The organism is Streptomyces sp. NPDC043952 (assembly GCF_056435325.1).
In genome coordinates this window covers 142675-158087 of sequence record NZ_JBWKES010000003.1, presented here as the reverse complement: position 1 = coordinate 158087, position 15413 = coordinate 142675, and the positions used below count along the sequence as shown (strand labels likewise).

The 15413-nt window shown below is 71.4% G+C and carries 11 protein-coding genes; 5 read left to right on the top strand and 6 right to left on the bottom strand.

All coding sequences use genetic code 11. The features are described 5' to 3' along the window. The first annotated feature begins 41 nt into the window (after positions 1-41). The 4 genes from AC069R_RS04470 (at position 42) to AC069R_RS04455 (ending at position 4418) form a co-directional block, all read left to right on the top strand. Complete coding sequence (locus AC069R_RS04470; protein WP_478764438.1) at positions 42-1271, top strand: NAD(P)/FAD-dependent oxidoreductase; 1230 nt, start codon at positions 42-44, stop codon at positions 1269-1271. Between the two features lie 137 nt (positions 1272-1408). Next, positions 1409-2767 carry a rhodanese-like domain-containing protein gene (locus AC069R_RS04465; RefSeq protein WP_478764437.1) on the top strand — a complete coding sequence of 453 codons (1359 nt, stop codon included), beginning with the start codon at positions 1409-1411 and terminating at the stop codon, positions 2765-2767. A 204-nt stretch (positions 2768-2971) separates the two neighbouring features. After that, entirely contained in the window at positions 2972-3721 is a 750-nt protein-coding gene (locus AC069R_RS04460; RefSeq protein ID WP_478764436.1) for a sulfite exporter TauE/SafE family protein, read from the top strand. 118 nt (positions 3722-3839) lie between these two features. After that, entirely contained in the window at positions 3840-4418 is a 579-nt protein-coding gene (locus AC069R_RS04455) for a rhodanese-like domain-containing protein (protein ID WP_478764435.1), read from the top strand. Positions 4419-4513: 95 nt separating this feature from the next. Here AC069R_RS04455 and AC069R_RS04450 read toward each other — a convergent pair whose 3' ends face one another. The 5 genes from AC069R_RS04450 to AC069R_RS04430 form a co-directional block, all read right to left on the bottom strand. Beyond that, positions 4514-6664, bottom strand: coding sequence for a glycoside hydrolase family 6 protein (locus AC069R_RS04450; protein WP_478764433.1), 2151 nt, complete (start codon positions 6662-6664; stop codon positions 4514-4516). A 78-nt stretch (positions 6665-6742) separates the two neighbouring features. After that, positions 6743-8677 (bottom strand): cellulase family glycosylhydrolase, encoded by a 1935-nt coding sequence (locus AC069R_RS04445; protein WP_478764431.1) that lies wholly within the window; start codon positions 8675-8677, stop codon positions 6743-6745. A gap of 1070 nt (positions 8678-9747) precedes the next feature. Further along, positions 9748-10776 (bottom strand): LacI family DNA-binding transcriptional regulator, encoded by a 1029-nt coding sequence (locus AC069R_RS04440; protein WP_478764757.1) that lies wholly within the window; start codon positions 10774-10776, stop codon positions 9748-9750. A gap of 210 nt (positions 10777-10986) precedes the next feature. Further along, positions 10987-12492 carry an MFS transporter gene (locus AC069R_RS04435; RefSeq protein WP_478764430.1) on the bottom strand — a complete coding sequence of 502 codons (1506 nt, stop codon included), beginning with the start codon at positions 12490-12492 and terminating at the stop codon, positions 10987-10989. A 130-nt stretch (positions 12493-12622) separates the two neighbouring features. Continuing rightward, entirely contained in the window at positions 12623-12895 is a 273-nt protein-coding gene (locus tag AC069R_RS04430; protein WP_478764428.1) for a hypothetical protein, read from the bottom strand. A 284-nt stretch (positions 12896-13179) separates the two neighbouring features. Here AC069R_RS04430 and AC069R_RS04425 point away from each other — a divergent pair, with 284 nt between their 5' ends. Continuing rightward, the gene (locus tag AC069R_RS04425; RefSeq protein ID WP_478764755.1) at positions 13180-14583 is read left to right on the top strand and encodes an MFS transporter; all 1404 of its coding nucleotides are present in this window, start codon (positions 13180-13182) and stop codon (positions 14581-14583) included. A 14-nt stretch (positions 14584-14597) separates the two neighbouring features. Here AC069R_RS04425 and AC069R_RS04420 read toward each other — a convergent pair whose 3' ends face one another. Further along, the gene (locus AC069R_RS04420) at positions 14598-15383 is read right to left on the bottom strand and encodes an SDR family NAD(P)-dependent oxidoreductase (protein WP_478764426.1); all 786 of its coding nucleotides are present in this window, start codon (positions 15381-15383) and stop codon (positions 14598-14600) included. Positions 15384-15413: the final 30 nt, after the last annotated feature.

Here is a 15413-nt window from a genome sequence, read left to right as displayed (position 1 = left end):
AAATCGTGTGCCCGCAGGGCCGATACAGGAAGGACTCCCCCATGGCCGCAAGCCCCGTACCCGGCACCGAGACGATCGCCGGCCGGCATCGCGTCGCCATCATCGGCGGCGGCAGCGCGGGAATCAGTGTCGCCGCCCGGCTGCGCCGCGCGGGCGTCAGCGACATCACGCTCGTCGAACCGTCCGACAGCCACTGGTACCAGCCGCTGTGGACCCTGGTCGGCGGCGGTCAGGCGGCCCTGCGCACCACCCGCCGCGCCGAGGCGTCCGTCATCCCGGACGGGGTGCGCTGGATACGCCGGCACGCCCTCGCCGTCGACCCCGACGCGCGGACGGTCGCCCTGTCCGGCGGTGCCGAACTCGCCTACGAGCACCTGGTGATGGCCCCCGGACTGCAACTGGACTGGGACGCCGTGCCCGGTCTCGCCGAGGCGGTGGGACACGACCGGGTGGCCAGCAACTACGCGCCCGAGTACGCCCCGCGCACCTGGGACCTGATCCGGGGCATGCGTTCCGGCACGGCGGTCTTCACCCAGCCGGCCACGCCGGTCAAGTGCGGCGGCGCACCGCAGAAGATCGCCTATCTGGCCGCCGACCACTGGCGTAAGCAAGGGGTCCTGGACCGCATCCGGATCATCCTCGTGATCCCCGACGACGCGCTGTTCAAGGTGCCCGAGTGGCGCCGCGTCCTGGAGCGGGTGGCCAACCGGTACGGCATCGAGGTACGGCTGCGCTCGGAGATGACCGCCGTGGTCGGCGACCGCCGGGAGATCACCGTCACCGACCACGCGAGCGGACGCGCGGAGACCATCGCGTACGACCTGCTGCACGCCGTGCCCCCGCAGAGCGCGCCCGACTGGGTCAAGCGGAGCCCGCTCGCCGATCCCGCCGCCCCGCTGGGCTTCGTCGCCGCCGACAAGCACACGCTGCAACACCCGCGATATCCGGAGGTGTTCGCGCTCGGCGACGTGGCGCACCTGCCGACCTCCAAGACCGGCGCGGCGGTGCGCAAGCAGGCCCCGGTGGTGGCCGCCAACCTGCTCGACGTGCTGAACGGCCGGACGCCCGCCCACCGCTACGACGGCTACACCTCATGCCCGCTGGTGACCGCCCGCGACCGGATGCTGCTCGCCGAGTTCGACTACGACCTGACACCCCGGCCGACTTTCCCGCTGATCGACACCTTCAAGGAACGGCGTGACATGTGGGTCTTCAAGCGGTACCTGCTGCCGCGGATCTACTGGCACGGCATGCTCACCGGCCGCCTCTGACGCCCCGGCCGACCCCTCCCACCAGCGGGGACCGGCCCGACCAAGGCGTACCGGCACGCGTACGAAATACCCCCTGGGGTACCCGTGCTAGGGTTCGAGATATACCCCAGGGGGTAATCAGCGAAGGGAACGTCCGCGTGTTCTTCATCGACACCATCGAGCTTGAGGGCCTCGGAAACCGCAGTTACCTGGCCGGCGGGCGACAGGCGGCCGTGGCGGTGGACCCGCCGCGCGACATCGACCAGGTGCTCGCGGCGGCGGCCCGGCGCGGCGTACGGATCAGCCACGTGGTGGAGACGCACATCCACAACGACTACGTCACCGGTGGTCTGGAGCTGGCCCGGCTGACGGGCGCCGCCTATCTGGTGCCGGCCGGCGCGCGGGTGTCGTTCGCGCGGGTGCCGGTGGCCGACGGCGACACCGTCACCGTGGACGACGCGCTGGAGCTGCGGGCGGTCGCCACTCCCGGACACACCCCGCATCACACCTCGTACGTCCTGCGGGAGCAGGGCCGACCGGTGGCCGCGTTCACCGGCGGTTCGCTGCTGATCGGCACGGTGGGCCGGCCCGATCTGGTCGAGCCCCGGCTGACCGAGCGGCTGGCCCGCGCCCAGCACGCCTCCGCGCACCGCCTGGCCGCCGAGCTGCCGGACGAGACGTCCGTGCTGCCCACGCACGGCTTCGGCAGCTTCTGCTCCTCGGCGCAGGCCGAGGGCGACACCACCACCATCGGCAAGGAGAAGTCGGCCAACGCCGCGCTCACCACGGACGTCGACTCCTTCGTCGCCGGCCTGCTCGCCGACTTGGACGACATCCCCGCCTACTACACCCACATGGGCCCCGCCAACACGGCGGGCCCCGCGCCGGTCGACCTCACCGCGCCGCCCGTCGCCGACGCGCGGGAGATCGCGGCCCGGCTCGCGGCCGGCGAGTGGGTCGTGGACCTGCGCAACCGGGTCGCGTTCGCCGAGGGCCATGTCGCCGGATCCTTCAACTTCGAGGCCGAGGGCAAGATAGCCACGTATCTGGCCTGGATGATCCCGTGGGGCAAGCCGGTCACCCTGCTCGCCGAGTCCCCCGGTCAACTGGCGGCCGCTCAGCGCGAGTTGGTGCGGGTCGGTATCGACCGGCCCGCCGCCGCGGCCACCGGCGCACCCGAGCGGTGGGTGCCCGAGGGCGACAAGCTCGCCTGCTTCCCCCGCGCCACCTTCGCCGCCCTGGCCGAGCGGGGCACGGACGGCGTCGTCGTCCTGGACGTGCGCCGTGACTCCGAACGCGCCGCCGGGTACCTCGAGAAGTCCGTGCACATTCCGGTGCACCAGCTGCACAAGCGGCTCGGGGAGGTACCGGAGGGTACCGTCTGGGTGCACTGCGCCGGGGGCATGCGGGCCGGTATCGCGGCCTCCCTGCTGCACGCGTCGGGCCGGGACGTGGTGGCCGTGGACGACGGTTTCGACTCCGCCGGCGCCGCCGGACTGACCGTGGTCACCGGGTGACCGGCCCCCCACCGGCCCCGCCCCCCGTTCTCCCGTGAGCACAGGCTCCGGTCCATCCATTTGTTTCCTTGTTTTCCCGAGAGGTCGAGTGATGTCCCTCCTCCCCCGTGGCGCGTACCGCGTCGGCGTCGCCGAGGCCGTACGGCACAACCGGCGCACCGGGCGCCCGGCCGTCGACGACTGCGGGACCAGCGGTTCCATAGCATGACCGCCCTGATCCTCGCGCTCGTCGCCGGTGCCGTCATCGGCCTGGCCCTGGGCGGCCTCGGCGGGGGCGGCAGCGTCCTCGCCGTACCGGCCCTCATCTACCTCCTCGGCTTCACCACCGCCGAGGCGACGACGGCCAGCCTGGTCATCGTCACCCTCACCTCGGTCACCGGGCTGACCGGGCACGCGCGGGACGGCAATGTCGCCTGGCGCACCGGACTGCTGTTCGCCGCGGCGGGCATCGTCCCCGCGATGCTCGCCGCGGCCGCCGCCGGCCATCTGCCGCAGGCCCTGCTGACCATCGCCTTCTCTCTCATCGCGGCCCTCGCCGCGCTGCGCATGCTGCGCCCCGCCCGCACCGCCCCCGGCTCCGGCACCCGCATCGATCCGGGCAAGGCCGGCGCGGTGGGGGCCGGTCTCGGCGCGGTGACCGGGTTCCTGGGCGTGGGCGGCGGCTTCCTCGCCGTACCGGCGCTGGTGGGTGTGCTCCGGCTGCCCATGCGCCGGGCCGTCGGCACCAGCCTGCTGGTCATCACGGTCAACTCGCTGGCCGCGCTCGGCGCCCGCGCCGGCACCGGGATACACCTGGACTGGGCGGTCGTCGCGCCGTTCACCGCGGCCGCCATGCTCGGCGCCTGGGACGGCAAACGGCTGGCCGGACGGCTCAGGGGCGGCACGCTGCAACGCGTCTTCGCCTGGGTGCTGCTCGCCGTGGCGGTCTTCATGCTCGCCGACGTATTCGTGTGACGTTGCCGTCACAGAGCCCTGCCACAGTGGAAACGCCGGGCGTCCCCGCACCCTCCCCGCCCCCACGGGTCACTCACCGCTCCGGGACGCCCTCGACGACACAAGGACGACAACTGCCATGACCACCCTCACCACTCTCGCTCCCGACCAGGCCAGGGAGCGGCTGCACCAGCTCACCGTGATCGACGTCCGCACTCCTGGCGAGTACGCCGGCGGTCACATACCCGGCGCCCTGAACATCCCGCTGGACCAGCTCGACCGTGCGCTGCCCGAGATCCGCGACGCGGCCGAGCGCGGCGACGTCCTCCTGGTGTGCGCCTCGGGTGCCCGCTCGGAGAACGCCTGCCGCCGCCTCGCCGAGCAGGGCGTCCGCGCGGCGACCCTCGCGGGCGGCACCGGCGCCTGGGCCGCCGGAGGACAGGCGCTGGACCGCCCCGCGAACCGCGACGCCAGGCCGGTGTGGAGCATGGACCGGCAGGTCCGGCTCACCGCCGGGTCCCTCGTCCTGCTCGGCCTCGCCCTGGGCGAATTCGTCCACCCGGCGTTCCGGCTGCTGTCCGCCGGCGTCGCGGGCGGTCTGGTCTTCTCCGCCGTGAGCAACACCTGCGGCATGGCCGCCCTGCTCGCCAAGCTCCCCTACAACCGCCCCGGCGACGACGGTCTGGACGCGACGCTCGCCCGCCTGCGCGGCCTCTGACCGCGGGCTCCGCGCATGACGTTCGCCCAGTGCGCCGCCGCCCCGGCGCGGGCGCCGGCGTACTGGGCGAACCAACCCCTCAGGTGTCTCCCGGCTTACGGCTCGACGCCGCCGGCGAGGGTGCCGTCGACGTACACCGTCACCTTTGTCGCATCGGCGTAGGCGGTGTTGGTGGCGTAGCTGTAGTCGTCGCTCTCGCTGAAGTTCGACCAGTCGCTCTTGTTGATCCGGCTCTGGATGTCCCCGGTGTTCGCCCCCGCCGCCAGAGTGCCGGCACCGGAGGTGAACCCGATCTCCACGTAGTGGTCCGCACCCGACTTCGGCGAAGACAGCGCCACGACCTTCTGTGTGACGTTTGAACAGCCGACGGCCGCATAGTCGCAGGACGTGGTGAAGGTGGGGGCGCCGCCGTCACCCGTGAAGTAGTAACGGATCGTCACCTTCGACAGATCCACCGCCGAACTCCCGGTGTTCACCACCCGCAGCCCCGGCTTGATCTGATTGTCCGTCGGGGAACTGTCGTTGTTCTTGTACTGCACCTTCACCGCACCCGTGCCCGGCGTACCACCGCCACCACCGCTCGCCGCCGTGGTCGCCGACACCGCGCCCGACGCTGCCGACACATTCCCCGCCGCGTCCCTCGCCTTCACCGTGTACGAGTACGACGTGGACGCGGACAGACCGCTGTCCGTATACGAGGTGGACGTCGTGCTGCCCACCTTCGTGGACCCCCGGTACACGTCGTACCCGGTGACACCGACGTTGTCCGTCGAAGCGGTCCACTTCAGCGACACGCTCGAACTGGTCGTCCCCGACACCGCCAGACCCGTCGGCGCGGACGGCGCGGTGGTGTCCGTACCGCCGCCACCGCCACCGGTGCCGGAGATGGGCGGGTAAGCGTTCTGGAGCAGCTGCTGGAACTCGGCGGAGAACCAGTGACCGGCCAGCGGGGCGTTCGGCAGGGCGCCGGTCGGGTTGTTGCCGTTGCGCGCGTTGCCCGTGTAACTCGGGTCGCACATCTGGTCGAAGCCCTTGCCCTCGCTGTTGTCGATGGGCTGGCTGGAACCGTCCGACTCACCCGGAGGCTTCACCCACACATAGGCGTCGATCCCGGCGGCCGGGGCCGCGGTCGGCCGCTCGCCGAGGCCGGCGCCGCTCTGGTTGCACCAGTTGCCGGCGTGGATCCGGCGGTCGATGCGTGCGCCGTTGACGTAGTCGTCCACGGAGGTCGTCGGGCCGGGGCCGGTCGGCCGGGCGGAGCCGCCCCAGCCGTTGCGGGAGGTGTCGATCAGCATGCCGACGCCGGAGCTGAAGCCCTTCCCCACCAGCGTGGTGCGCAGCGCCTGGGCGTAGGACTGCTCGTCGACGTACTGGTTCCAGTCCACCCACTTCGACTGGCGTACGGTCGTGCCGTTGACGGTGTCGGTCACCTTGAAGTTGGGCTCCACAGTCGCCGAGTAGTTGGCCGTGTTGACGATGAAGCCCTGGACGTCGTTGACCGTGGCGCCGGCGGTGTTGGCGGCCTTGTAGAACTCGTCCGCGGCCGGGCCGAGGTTGGTGTCCCAGCCAAGCCAGCCGTGGTGGCCGGCGTCGATGTAGTTGTACACGTTGGGTATCGCGCCCAGGTGGTTCAGCGCGTAGCCGACGCCGGTCTCGTAGTTGCCGTTCGCCTTCATCGTCTCGCACTGCGACGTGGAGCCGGCGGTGCCGCCCGCGTTGGTCACCAGGTTCGGCAGCGAGTCGGGTTCGATGACGCTGACGATCCGCAGGTTGGCGTAGGCCGGGTCGGCGAGGATCTTGGCTATCGGGTCGATGTAGTCGGTCTCGTACCGGCCGATCTCGGTCGGGCCCAGCTCGCCGTTGGAGGCGAGCGCGGCGCAGTCCCGGCCCGGCAGGTCGTAGATGACCAGCGTGATCAGGTTGGCGCCCTCGGACACGGCCTTGTCGAGGTGGTCGCGCAGGCCCATCCGGCCGCTGGTGCCCTGGATGGTCGAGATGCTGTCCAGCCACACCGCGGTCGGTGTGTTGGCGACCGCGTTGCCGCCGGGCTCGGCGGCGGCGTTCGCGGACCACTCGGGGTTCACGTAACCCGTCGCGCCCACGTAGGGGTTGTCCACTCGGGCGGTGGCGGCGGAGGCGGTCGGCGCGTCGAGCGTCAGGGCCAGCGCGGAGCCGAGCGCGAGCGCCGACAGTACCGCGAAGCCGCGGGTGAGCCTTGATCTCGGGGGAGGTGGAGGCTTCTTCACCAAGGGTTCCTTCCATGGGGTGGGGTGGCGCGCGATGCGGCCGTACGGCACACCACGCGCCGTTTGGGGAGGGAGAACTCAGGGTTCGATGCCGTTTGCGAGGGTGCCGTCGACGTACACGGTCACCTTTGTCGCGTCGGCGTAGGCGGTGTTGGTGGCGCAGCTGTAGTCGTCGCTCTCGCTGAAGTTCGACCAGTCGCTCTTGTTGATCCGGCTCTGGATGTCCCCGGTGTTCGCCCCCGCCGCCAGAGTGCCGGCACCGGAGGTGAACCCGACCTCCACGTAATGGTCCGCACCCGACTTCGGCGAAGACAGGGCGACCACCTTCTGCGTCACGTTTGAACAGCCGACGGCCGCATAGTCGCAGGACGTGGTGAAGGTGGGGGCGCCGCCGTCACCCGTGAAGTAGTAACGGATCGTCACCTTCGACAGATCCACCGCCGAACTCCCGGTGTTCACCACCCGCAGCCCCGGCTTGATCTGATTGTCAGTCGGGGAACTGTCGTTGTTCTTGTACTGCACCTTCACCACACCCGTGCCCGGCGTACCACCACCGCCACTCGCCGCCGTGGTCGCCGACACCGCGCCCGACGCTGCCGACACATTCCCCGCCGCGTCCCTCGCCTTCACCGTGTACGAGTACGACGTGGACGCGGACAGACCGCTGTCCGTATACGACGTGGACGTGGTGCTGCCCACCTTCGTGGACCCCCGGTACACGTCGTACCCGGCCACCCCCACGTTGTCCGTCGACGCCGACCACTTCAGCGACACGCTCGAACTGGTCGTCGCGGACACCGCCAGACCCGTCGGCGCGGTGGGCGCAGTGGTGTCCGTACCGCCGCCACCGCCACCGGTGCCGGTGCCGAATCCAGGGGCCTTGATGGACGCCAGGTAGCCGTCCTTGGTGGTGTCCACCGTCTGCCAGTCGTCCTTGAGGATCCCGCCGGTGTCGCCCGAGTCGGGGTTCCAGCACCAGAAGGTCCACTGAAAGCTGTCGCCGCCGTACTGCGAGGTCGGGCGGAGGTAGTCGACCAGGGCCTTCAGCCAGGTCTGGTCGGTGGTCGACTGGAGCGTCGTACCGAACTCGCCGACCCAGACGGGGGCGATGTTGTTCTTGAGGAGGTAGCCCCAGTACTTGTCCCAGATGCCGGGCATGTTGCTCGGGAACGACGGGTCGCTGAACCAGGGCTGGTTGGAGACGCTGGTGGCGTAGTCGTGGGCCGAGTAGACCACGCGGTTGGCCACGTCGAGCTGGACCGGGTAGGTGCCGGCGCCCTCAAGGTTGCCGCCCCACCAGGTGGAGTCGCCGTTGTAGGTCTGGACGCCCTCCACGAAGATCAGCAGGTTGGGGTTGACCGACAGCACCGCGTTGCCGCCCCGCTCGGCGGCGAGCCGCCAGTCGATGGTCGTATCGCCGCAGCCCCAACAGGCGGGGTCGTGGGGCTCGTTGTGCAGGTCGATGCCGATGACCGTGGGATTGTTCGCGTAACGGCCCGCCAGCGACTTGAGGTTGGCGATCCAGGTCGACTCCGGGACGCTGCTCGTGTACCACAGGGCACTCTGGCCGCTGGAGTCCGGCCGGTGCCGGTCGAGGATCACCTTCAGGCCGATCTGCCCCGAGTAATCCACGATCTTGTCCAGGACCTGAAGGGAGTCGAGCCCCTGGAGGTCGGCGTTCTTGCCGCCGGAGAAGTCGATGCTGGACGGCATCGTGCCGGACTTGAAGATGTCGTCGGAATACGGGATGCGCAGCGTGTTGTATCCAGTCGCTGCGATCTGGTCGAGCATGCTCTTGTAATCCCGTGACCACAGGCCGTGGACCACGTGGTTGTCGGTCTCGAACCCGAACCAGTTGATCCCGGCGATGCGCACCGAGATGCCGTTCGCGTCCACGATCTGGCGACCGCTGGTGTGCCAGTAGCCCGCTCCCGCGGTGCCCGCCGCCCGCGCGGGCGCCGTACCGGACACGGCGGCCAGCAGGGCGAGCAGGATCGCGGCCACGACACCCATGGCCGTGTACCGCCGAGGTGGGCCCAAGTCCGCAGGTCTCATAGCAGCCAACTCCTCTTGTAGGGCGTGCCCCCGTGCTGACTGACTTCGCTGCCGCGCCGTCTCCCCTGGCGGGGCGCGGTGCGGTTCGAACGCGATGGTGCCGCGCCGGTGAGCGCCGCCCTGGGTGCGAACGGGCCGGAGGCCGCGGGCCGCTTGGTGGCGGCGACGATCAACTCAGGCTTGATTCCAGGGCGTTGAGCGTGGGAGCGCTCCCAGCAAGTGAGGAAAGTAACAACTCGAAACAGCGCTGTGAAGGGGGCCCGGTGAAACCTGTGCGCAATGGCGAGTTCACGCGCCCGCTCGGTGCGGGGGCCCGCGCGCGAGCCTCCGGCCGAGGGGCACCGCACTGGATCACGGTGAACTCGCCGCATCCGGCGCTTATGCGCGACGGAAGCGACGCCTACCGCTGGGCAGCCGCCATCGGGCCGTCGGGAACCGGTCGCCGCGCGGCGCCGGAAGCAAGGCGGAGAAACAGCCATTCGGCACATGCACGGAGGGGGTGGCCCCGCACCACGGGGTGCGCCCCCCGGCGTGGCAGATGAATGCCGGAACGCCCGGCCTGCCTGGCGCACGGACGCCGGAACGCTCTCCCGGCGCGGCGCGCGAATGTCGGAACGGTCTCCCAGCGCGGCGCATGGAGCCCAAACGGCCTCCCGACGCGGACGCATGGGGCCGGAACGCCTTCCCGGCGTGGCCCGCGGGTGCCGGGCGGGCCGGCCCCGGAGCGGCGCCCGGATATCGGAACGCTCTCCCGGCGTAGCGCGCGGGTGCCGGGCGGCCCAGCCCCGGAGCGGCGCCCTGGACACCGGAACGCTCTCCCGGCGTGGCCCGCCGGTGCCGAGCAGACCAGACCCGGAGCAGCACCCGAACGCCGAACCGGCCACCCGGCGCGGCCCACCAGCGCCGAACAGACCAGACCCGGAGCAGCACCCGGATGCCGCAACGGACACCCGGCGTAGCCCGCCGGCGTCGAGCGGGCCAGCGCCCGAGCGGCGCCCGGTCGCCGTGGCGGTCTCCCGGCGCCCCGCTCAGGCGGACTCGCGTACCACCAGCTCCGTGGAGAGCACCACATGGCGGCGGATGCCGTTGCGGGACTCGATCTCCTCCAGCAGTACCCGCGCCATGGTGCGGCCCATCTCCTCGGTCGGCTGGCGCACGCTGGTGAGCGGCGGGTCGGCGTGCCGGGCCACCGCGGAGTCGTCGAAGCCGACCAGCGCCACGTCCTCGGGCACCCGGCGCCCCGACTGGCGCAGGACGTGCAGGGCACCGCTCGCCATGACGTCGGAGGCGGCGAAGACGGCGTCGATGCCGGGGTGCCGCTCCAGCAGGGTCCGCATGGCGGCGCGGCCACCCTCCTCGGTGAAGTCGCCGTGGGCGACCAGCGAGGTGCCGCCGTCCAGCCCCGCGGAGTTCACCGCCTGGGTGTAGCCGTCGAGGCGGCAGCGGGCGACGTACATGTCCAGGGGTCCGGTGATGGTGGCGACGGTCCGCCGGCCCAGGCCCAGCAGATGCTCGGCGGCCGACCGGGCGCCGCCCACGTTGTCGGCGTCGACGTAGGACATCCATTCCCGCTCCGAGCGCCGGCCGTTCAGCACGGTCGGCACCCGCAGCCGCTCCAGCAGGCTGGGCAGCGGGTCGTTCTCGTGCACGGACACCAGCAGCACGCCGTCGACGCGGCGGGCCGCCAGGTGCTGGCCCAGGCGCTGGCGTTCGCGCGGGGTGCGGATCAGGGTGAGCAGCAACTGCATGTCCGTATCGGCGAGTTCGGTGCTCACGCCGCGCACGATGTCCAGGAAGTACGGCTCAGCGCCCAGCCTGGTCTCCGATTCGGGGATGACCAGGGCGACCGCGTCCGTGCGGTCGGCGGCCAGCGCGCGGGCGGCGCGGTTGGGCACGTAGCCGAGCTCGGCGATCGCCGCCTCCACGGCCGCCCGCGCCTGGGCGCTGACATGCGGGGAGCCGTTGACCACCCGCGAGACCGTGCCCCGCCCGACACCGGCCCGCGCGGCGACCATCTCCAGCGTCGGCCGGCCGCCCCGCCCCTCGCCCGCAGCCATCGCGCCCTTGCCCGTCACCATGGATGACAACCCGTCAGTCGCACCGACTCGAAGTGTTCGTTCCCTTGACACGGCCCCCGGGAACGGTGGACCTTCATTATGCCAATCTGGGAGCGCTCCCACGGGAGCGCTCCCAGATAAAGGCCGGTTTGATCAAGCCGGACCGCCGGGCGCGGTGCGGCACCCGGCGGTCGAGGGGTGGTCGGCCGGTCAGAACTTGGGGTCGGGTGACTGGGCGCGGACCAGTTCGGCGGCCTCCGCCTCCGACTCGACGGACGGCGGGGAGCCGGCCAGCGGCTTCTTCGCCGTCTCCGTCATGCACAGGACGGCGATGACGCCCACGGCCGCCGCGCCCATGGCGTAGAAGGCCGGCACCAGATTGGTGTGGAAGACGCCGATCAGGGCCGTGATCACCAGCGGGGTGGTGCCGCCGAACAGGGAGGTGGAGAAGTTGTAGGCGACCGAGAGGGAGCCGTAGCGGACGTGCGTCGGGAAGATCGCCGGAAGGGCCGCGGACATGGTGCCGAGCATGGCCACCAGGGACAGGCCCATCAGCAGCAGGCCGAGACTGATCAGGGCGACGTCGCCCTGCCGGATGAGCAGGAACGAGGGCACCGACAGGACCAGGAAGCCGAGCATCCCCGTCATCAGCAGGGGCTTGCGGCCGAAACGGTCCGAGAGGCGGCCGACCTGGTTGATGACGCACATCTGGAGGACCATCACGATCAGCAGGATCAGCAGCCCGTGGTTGGTGTCGTAGCCGAGCTCGTCGGACAGGTAGGTCGGCATGTACGACAGCAGCATGTAGTCGGTGATGTTGTACGCCGCCACGAGGGCGACGCACAGCAGCAGCGGCCGCCAGTAGCGGGTGAAGATCTTGCCGAGGTCGGCGGCGGCCGAGGTCTCCACCGCGTCGGCGGCCTCGGTGGCCCTGGCCAGGCCGCCCTCCAGCTTCTGGAAGGCGGGCGTCTCGTCCAGCTTGAGCCGCAGATACAGGCCGATGAAGCCGAGCGGGGCAGCGACCAGGAAGGGGACGCGCCAGCCCCAGTGCAGCATCTGGTCGTCGCTGAGGAAGCTGGTCAGGGCGACGACGAGGCCGGACGCCCCCACGTATCCGGCGAGCGTGCCGAACTCCAGGAAGCTGCCGAAGTAGCCGCGCCGCTTGTCGGGGGCGTACTCCGCGATGAAGGTGGAGGCGCCGCCGTACTCACCGCCGGTCGAGAAGCCCTGCACCAGGCGGAAGAAGATCAGCAGGGTCGGGGCCCAGATGCCGATGGCGGCATGCGAGGGGATCAGGCCGATGGCGAAGGTGCCGATCGCCATCATGATCATGGTGAGGGCGAGGATGGTCTTGCGGCCGATCTTGTCGCCGAGCGGCCCGAGGACCATGCCGCCGATGGGCCGCACCAGGAAGGCGACCGCGAAGGTCGCGAAGCTGCTGAGCAGCTGCGCGGTGTCGTTGCCCGAGGGGAAGAAGACCTTGCCCAGGGTCGCCGCCAGATAGCTGTAGATGCCGAAGTCGTACCACTCCATCGCGTTGCCGAGCGCGGCGGCCTTCGTGGCGCGCTTGACCGCCGCTTCGTCGGTCACGGTGATGTCGCTGCGGCGCAGCTTCGGATTGCGCCGCTTCTCGATGGCACGAAAGAGCATCCGGTGGCGTCTGACCGCGGCGGGATCCGCCGTATCCACGGGATTGTCGTGGTCAGTCGCCATCATCGCGGTGTTCCTTTCGCCGAAACGCATTGCACACGCCAACGCCTGCGCAGATCTCACGCGCTCAAACTCACCGCTTCGTTCCGCATCCACTCGGCTACCGTGGGTGGATGACACTCCGGTGTGGTGGTCCTCAGGGGATGTCGCCGCTCCAGTCCAGGCGGCCGGGGTCGCCGGGGCGCGGGGTGTATATCGCCCGGCCGCCGGTGCCGAACCGGCCCAGCTCGGTCGCCAGCGGTATGCCTCTGGCGGAAGCGTCGCCGGGCAGGTCGGTGATGTCCAGGAGCAGGCCGTCCAGGGGGCCACCGACCAGTTCGGCATACCTGCGGTCCGGGCGCGGGCCCGGATCCTCGTGGTCATGGCCGTAGACCCGGCCGCGCAGCAGCTGCTCGTCGTCGCCGTTCATGGTCCAAGCCTCGCAGCCACCACTGACAACGGGATCTTGCCGCAGCCGGCCCGCCGGTCCGCCCAGGGCGGATTTTCCTCCCGCCCTTTGCGGTTGCAGTGAAAGGTGTGTGCACCTGCTCCGGAGGGGGAACCTGAACCCTCCGGACGGGGCCCCAGCGGAGAGGAGCCCAGGTGAGTACGTCGACGCCGGCGGACGGCCGCGGCCAGGGGGCCCAGGACGACGGTTACCAGCCGGACCCGCGCCGATGGCGGGCCCTGTGGGTGACGCTCGTGGCGGGCTTCATGAGCCTGCTGGACGTGACGATCGTGGCGGTCGCCCTGCCCACCGTCCAGCGGGATCTGGGGGCCTCCCCTGCCCAGGTGCAGTGGGTGGTGTCGGGGTACGCGCTCACCTTCGCCCTCGCGCTCGTCACCGCGGGGCGGCTCGGCGACGCCCTGGACCGGCGCCGTATCTTCCTGCTCGCGCTCAGCGCCTTCGTGCTGTTCAGCGCGGCCTGCGGGGCGGCCCCCGACATCACCCTGCTGGTGGTGGCCCGGCTCGCCCAGGGCCTCGCGGCCGGATTCATGGCGCCCCAGAACTCCGCCCTCATCCAGCAGCTGTTCCGGGGTGCGGAGCGCGGCCGGGCCTTCGGTTTCTTCGGCGCGACCGTCGGCATCTCCTCGGCCGTCGGGCCCATCACCGGTGGCGCCATCCTCGCGCTGGCCTCCGGCAGCGACGGCTGGCGGTGGATCTTCTACGTCAATGTGCCCATCGGCATCCTCGCCGTACTGCTCGGCCGCCGGCTGCTGCCGCGCGTGCGGGGGTCCGGCCGGGGCCATGTGGACGCCGCCGGTGTGCTGCTCCTCGGTCTCGGGGTGCTCGCGCTGATGTTTCCGCTGGTCCAGGCGGACTCCGGCGGGATCGACCGGCTGTGGTGGCTGTTCCCCGTGGGCGTCGTCGTGCTGCTGGTCTTCGCGCAGTGGCAGCGGCGTCTGGTGGCCAGGGGCGATCAGCCGCTGCTGGATCCGCGGCTGTTCAGCACCGTGCGCGGCTACGCGGTCGGCGCGGGCGTCGGCACCCTCTACTTCATCGGATTCAGCGGGGTGTGGCTGGTCTTCGCCCTCTTCTACCAGCACGGTCTGGGCTTCTCCCCGCTGCGCTCCGGGCTCGCGGTGACCCCGTTCGCCGTGGGCTCGGCGGTCGCGGCCGTGGTCGCGGGGCGGCTGGTGGAGCGGCTGGGCCGGCTGCTCACCGTGTGGGGTCTCGCGGGGGTGATCCTCGGCCTGGGCGGCACCGCGGTGCTGCTGCACTACGTGGACCTCGGCATCGCCCCCTGGGTCGCCGCCCCGGTGCTGTTCCTCGGCGGCATCGGCGGCGGCTTCGTGGTCTCGCCGAACTTCACGATGACGCTGCGGGACGTGCCGGTGCGGATGGCGGGCGCGGCGGGCGGCGCGCTCCAGACCGGGCAGCGGCTCGGCGCGGCGGTGGGTACGGCCGCGCTGCCCGGCCTCTACTACCTGATGCTCGGCCGGCACCACGACTACCGCACCGCCGTCGTCATGGCGCTGGGTGCCGCGCTCATCGGCATGGTGGCGTCCCTGGCGCTCGCCACGTTCGACTGGCAGCGGGACCGGCTGACGCGGTCGGGGGCCGGGAAGCGGCCGCGGGAGGCGGCCGACGACCCGGTGCGCTCCGGCCAGTCGTGAGCACGGGCAACGGCTCAGAAGAAACCGCCGTCCAGGGCGAGCGTGCGGCCGGTCATGTAAGCGGCGTCATCACTGGCCAGGTAGGCGTAGCCCGCGGCGATCTCCTCGGGCGTGGCCAGCCGGCCGAGCGCGCCGTGCACGGACAGCCACTGCCCGAGCGGCATCTCGCCGCGCAGCCGGGGGTGCTGGTATCCGGCCGAGTTCTCGGCCGCCATGTCGGTGTCGGTGCCGCCGGGGGCGATCGCGTTGATGGTGATGCCGCGCTGGCCCAGTTCGGCGGAGAGGTTGAGGACCATGGCCTCCACGGCGGCCTTGGAGGCGGCGTACAGGGTGTGCGCGAAGACCGCGCGGGATGCGCTGACCGAGGAGGTGAGCACGATCCTGCCGCCCTCCCCCATCCGGGCGGCGGCGTGCTGGGCCGCGAACAGCTGGCCGCGGGTGTTGACCGCGAAGACGCGGTCGAATTCGGCCGGGGTGAGGTCTTCCAGGGCGCCGAAGTGCTCGACGCCGGCGCAGGAGGCCAGCACGTCCAGCCGGCCGAATTCCGTGACCGCGCGCTCGATCAGCGCCTCGCTCTGGGCGGGGTCGGCGACGTCCGCGCCGTGGGCGAGGGCCCTGCCGCCGTCCGCCTCGATCGCCGAGACCAGCGCGTCGGCCGCCGCCCGGTTGCTGCGGTAGCCGATGACGACGGCCGCCCCCTCGGCCGCCAGGCGGGTGGCGACCGCCGCCCCGATCCCCCTGCTGCCGCCGGTCACCACCGCCGTCCTGCCCGCGAAACGCCCGCCCTGCCGTGCCGTCATGGAGGTCTTCCTTTCCGTCCTTCACGGACC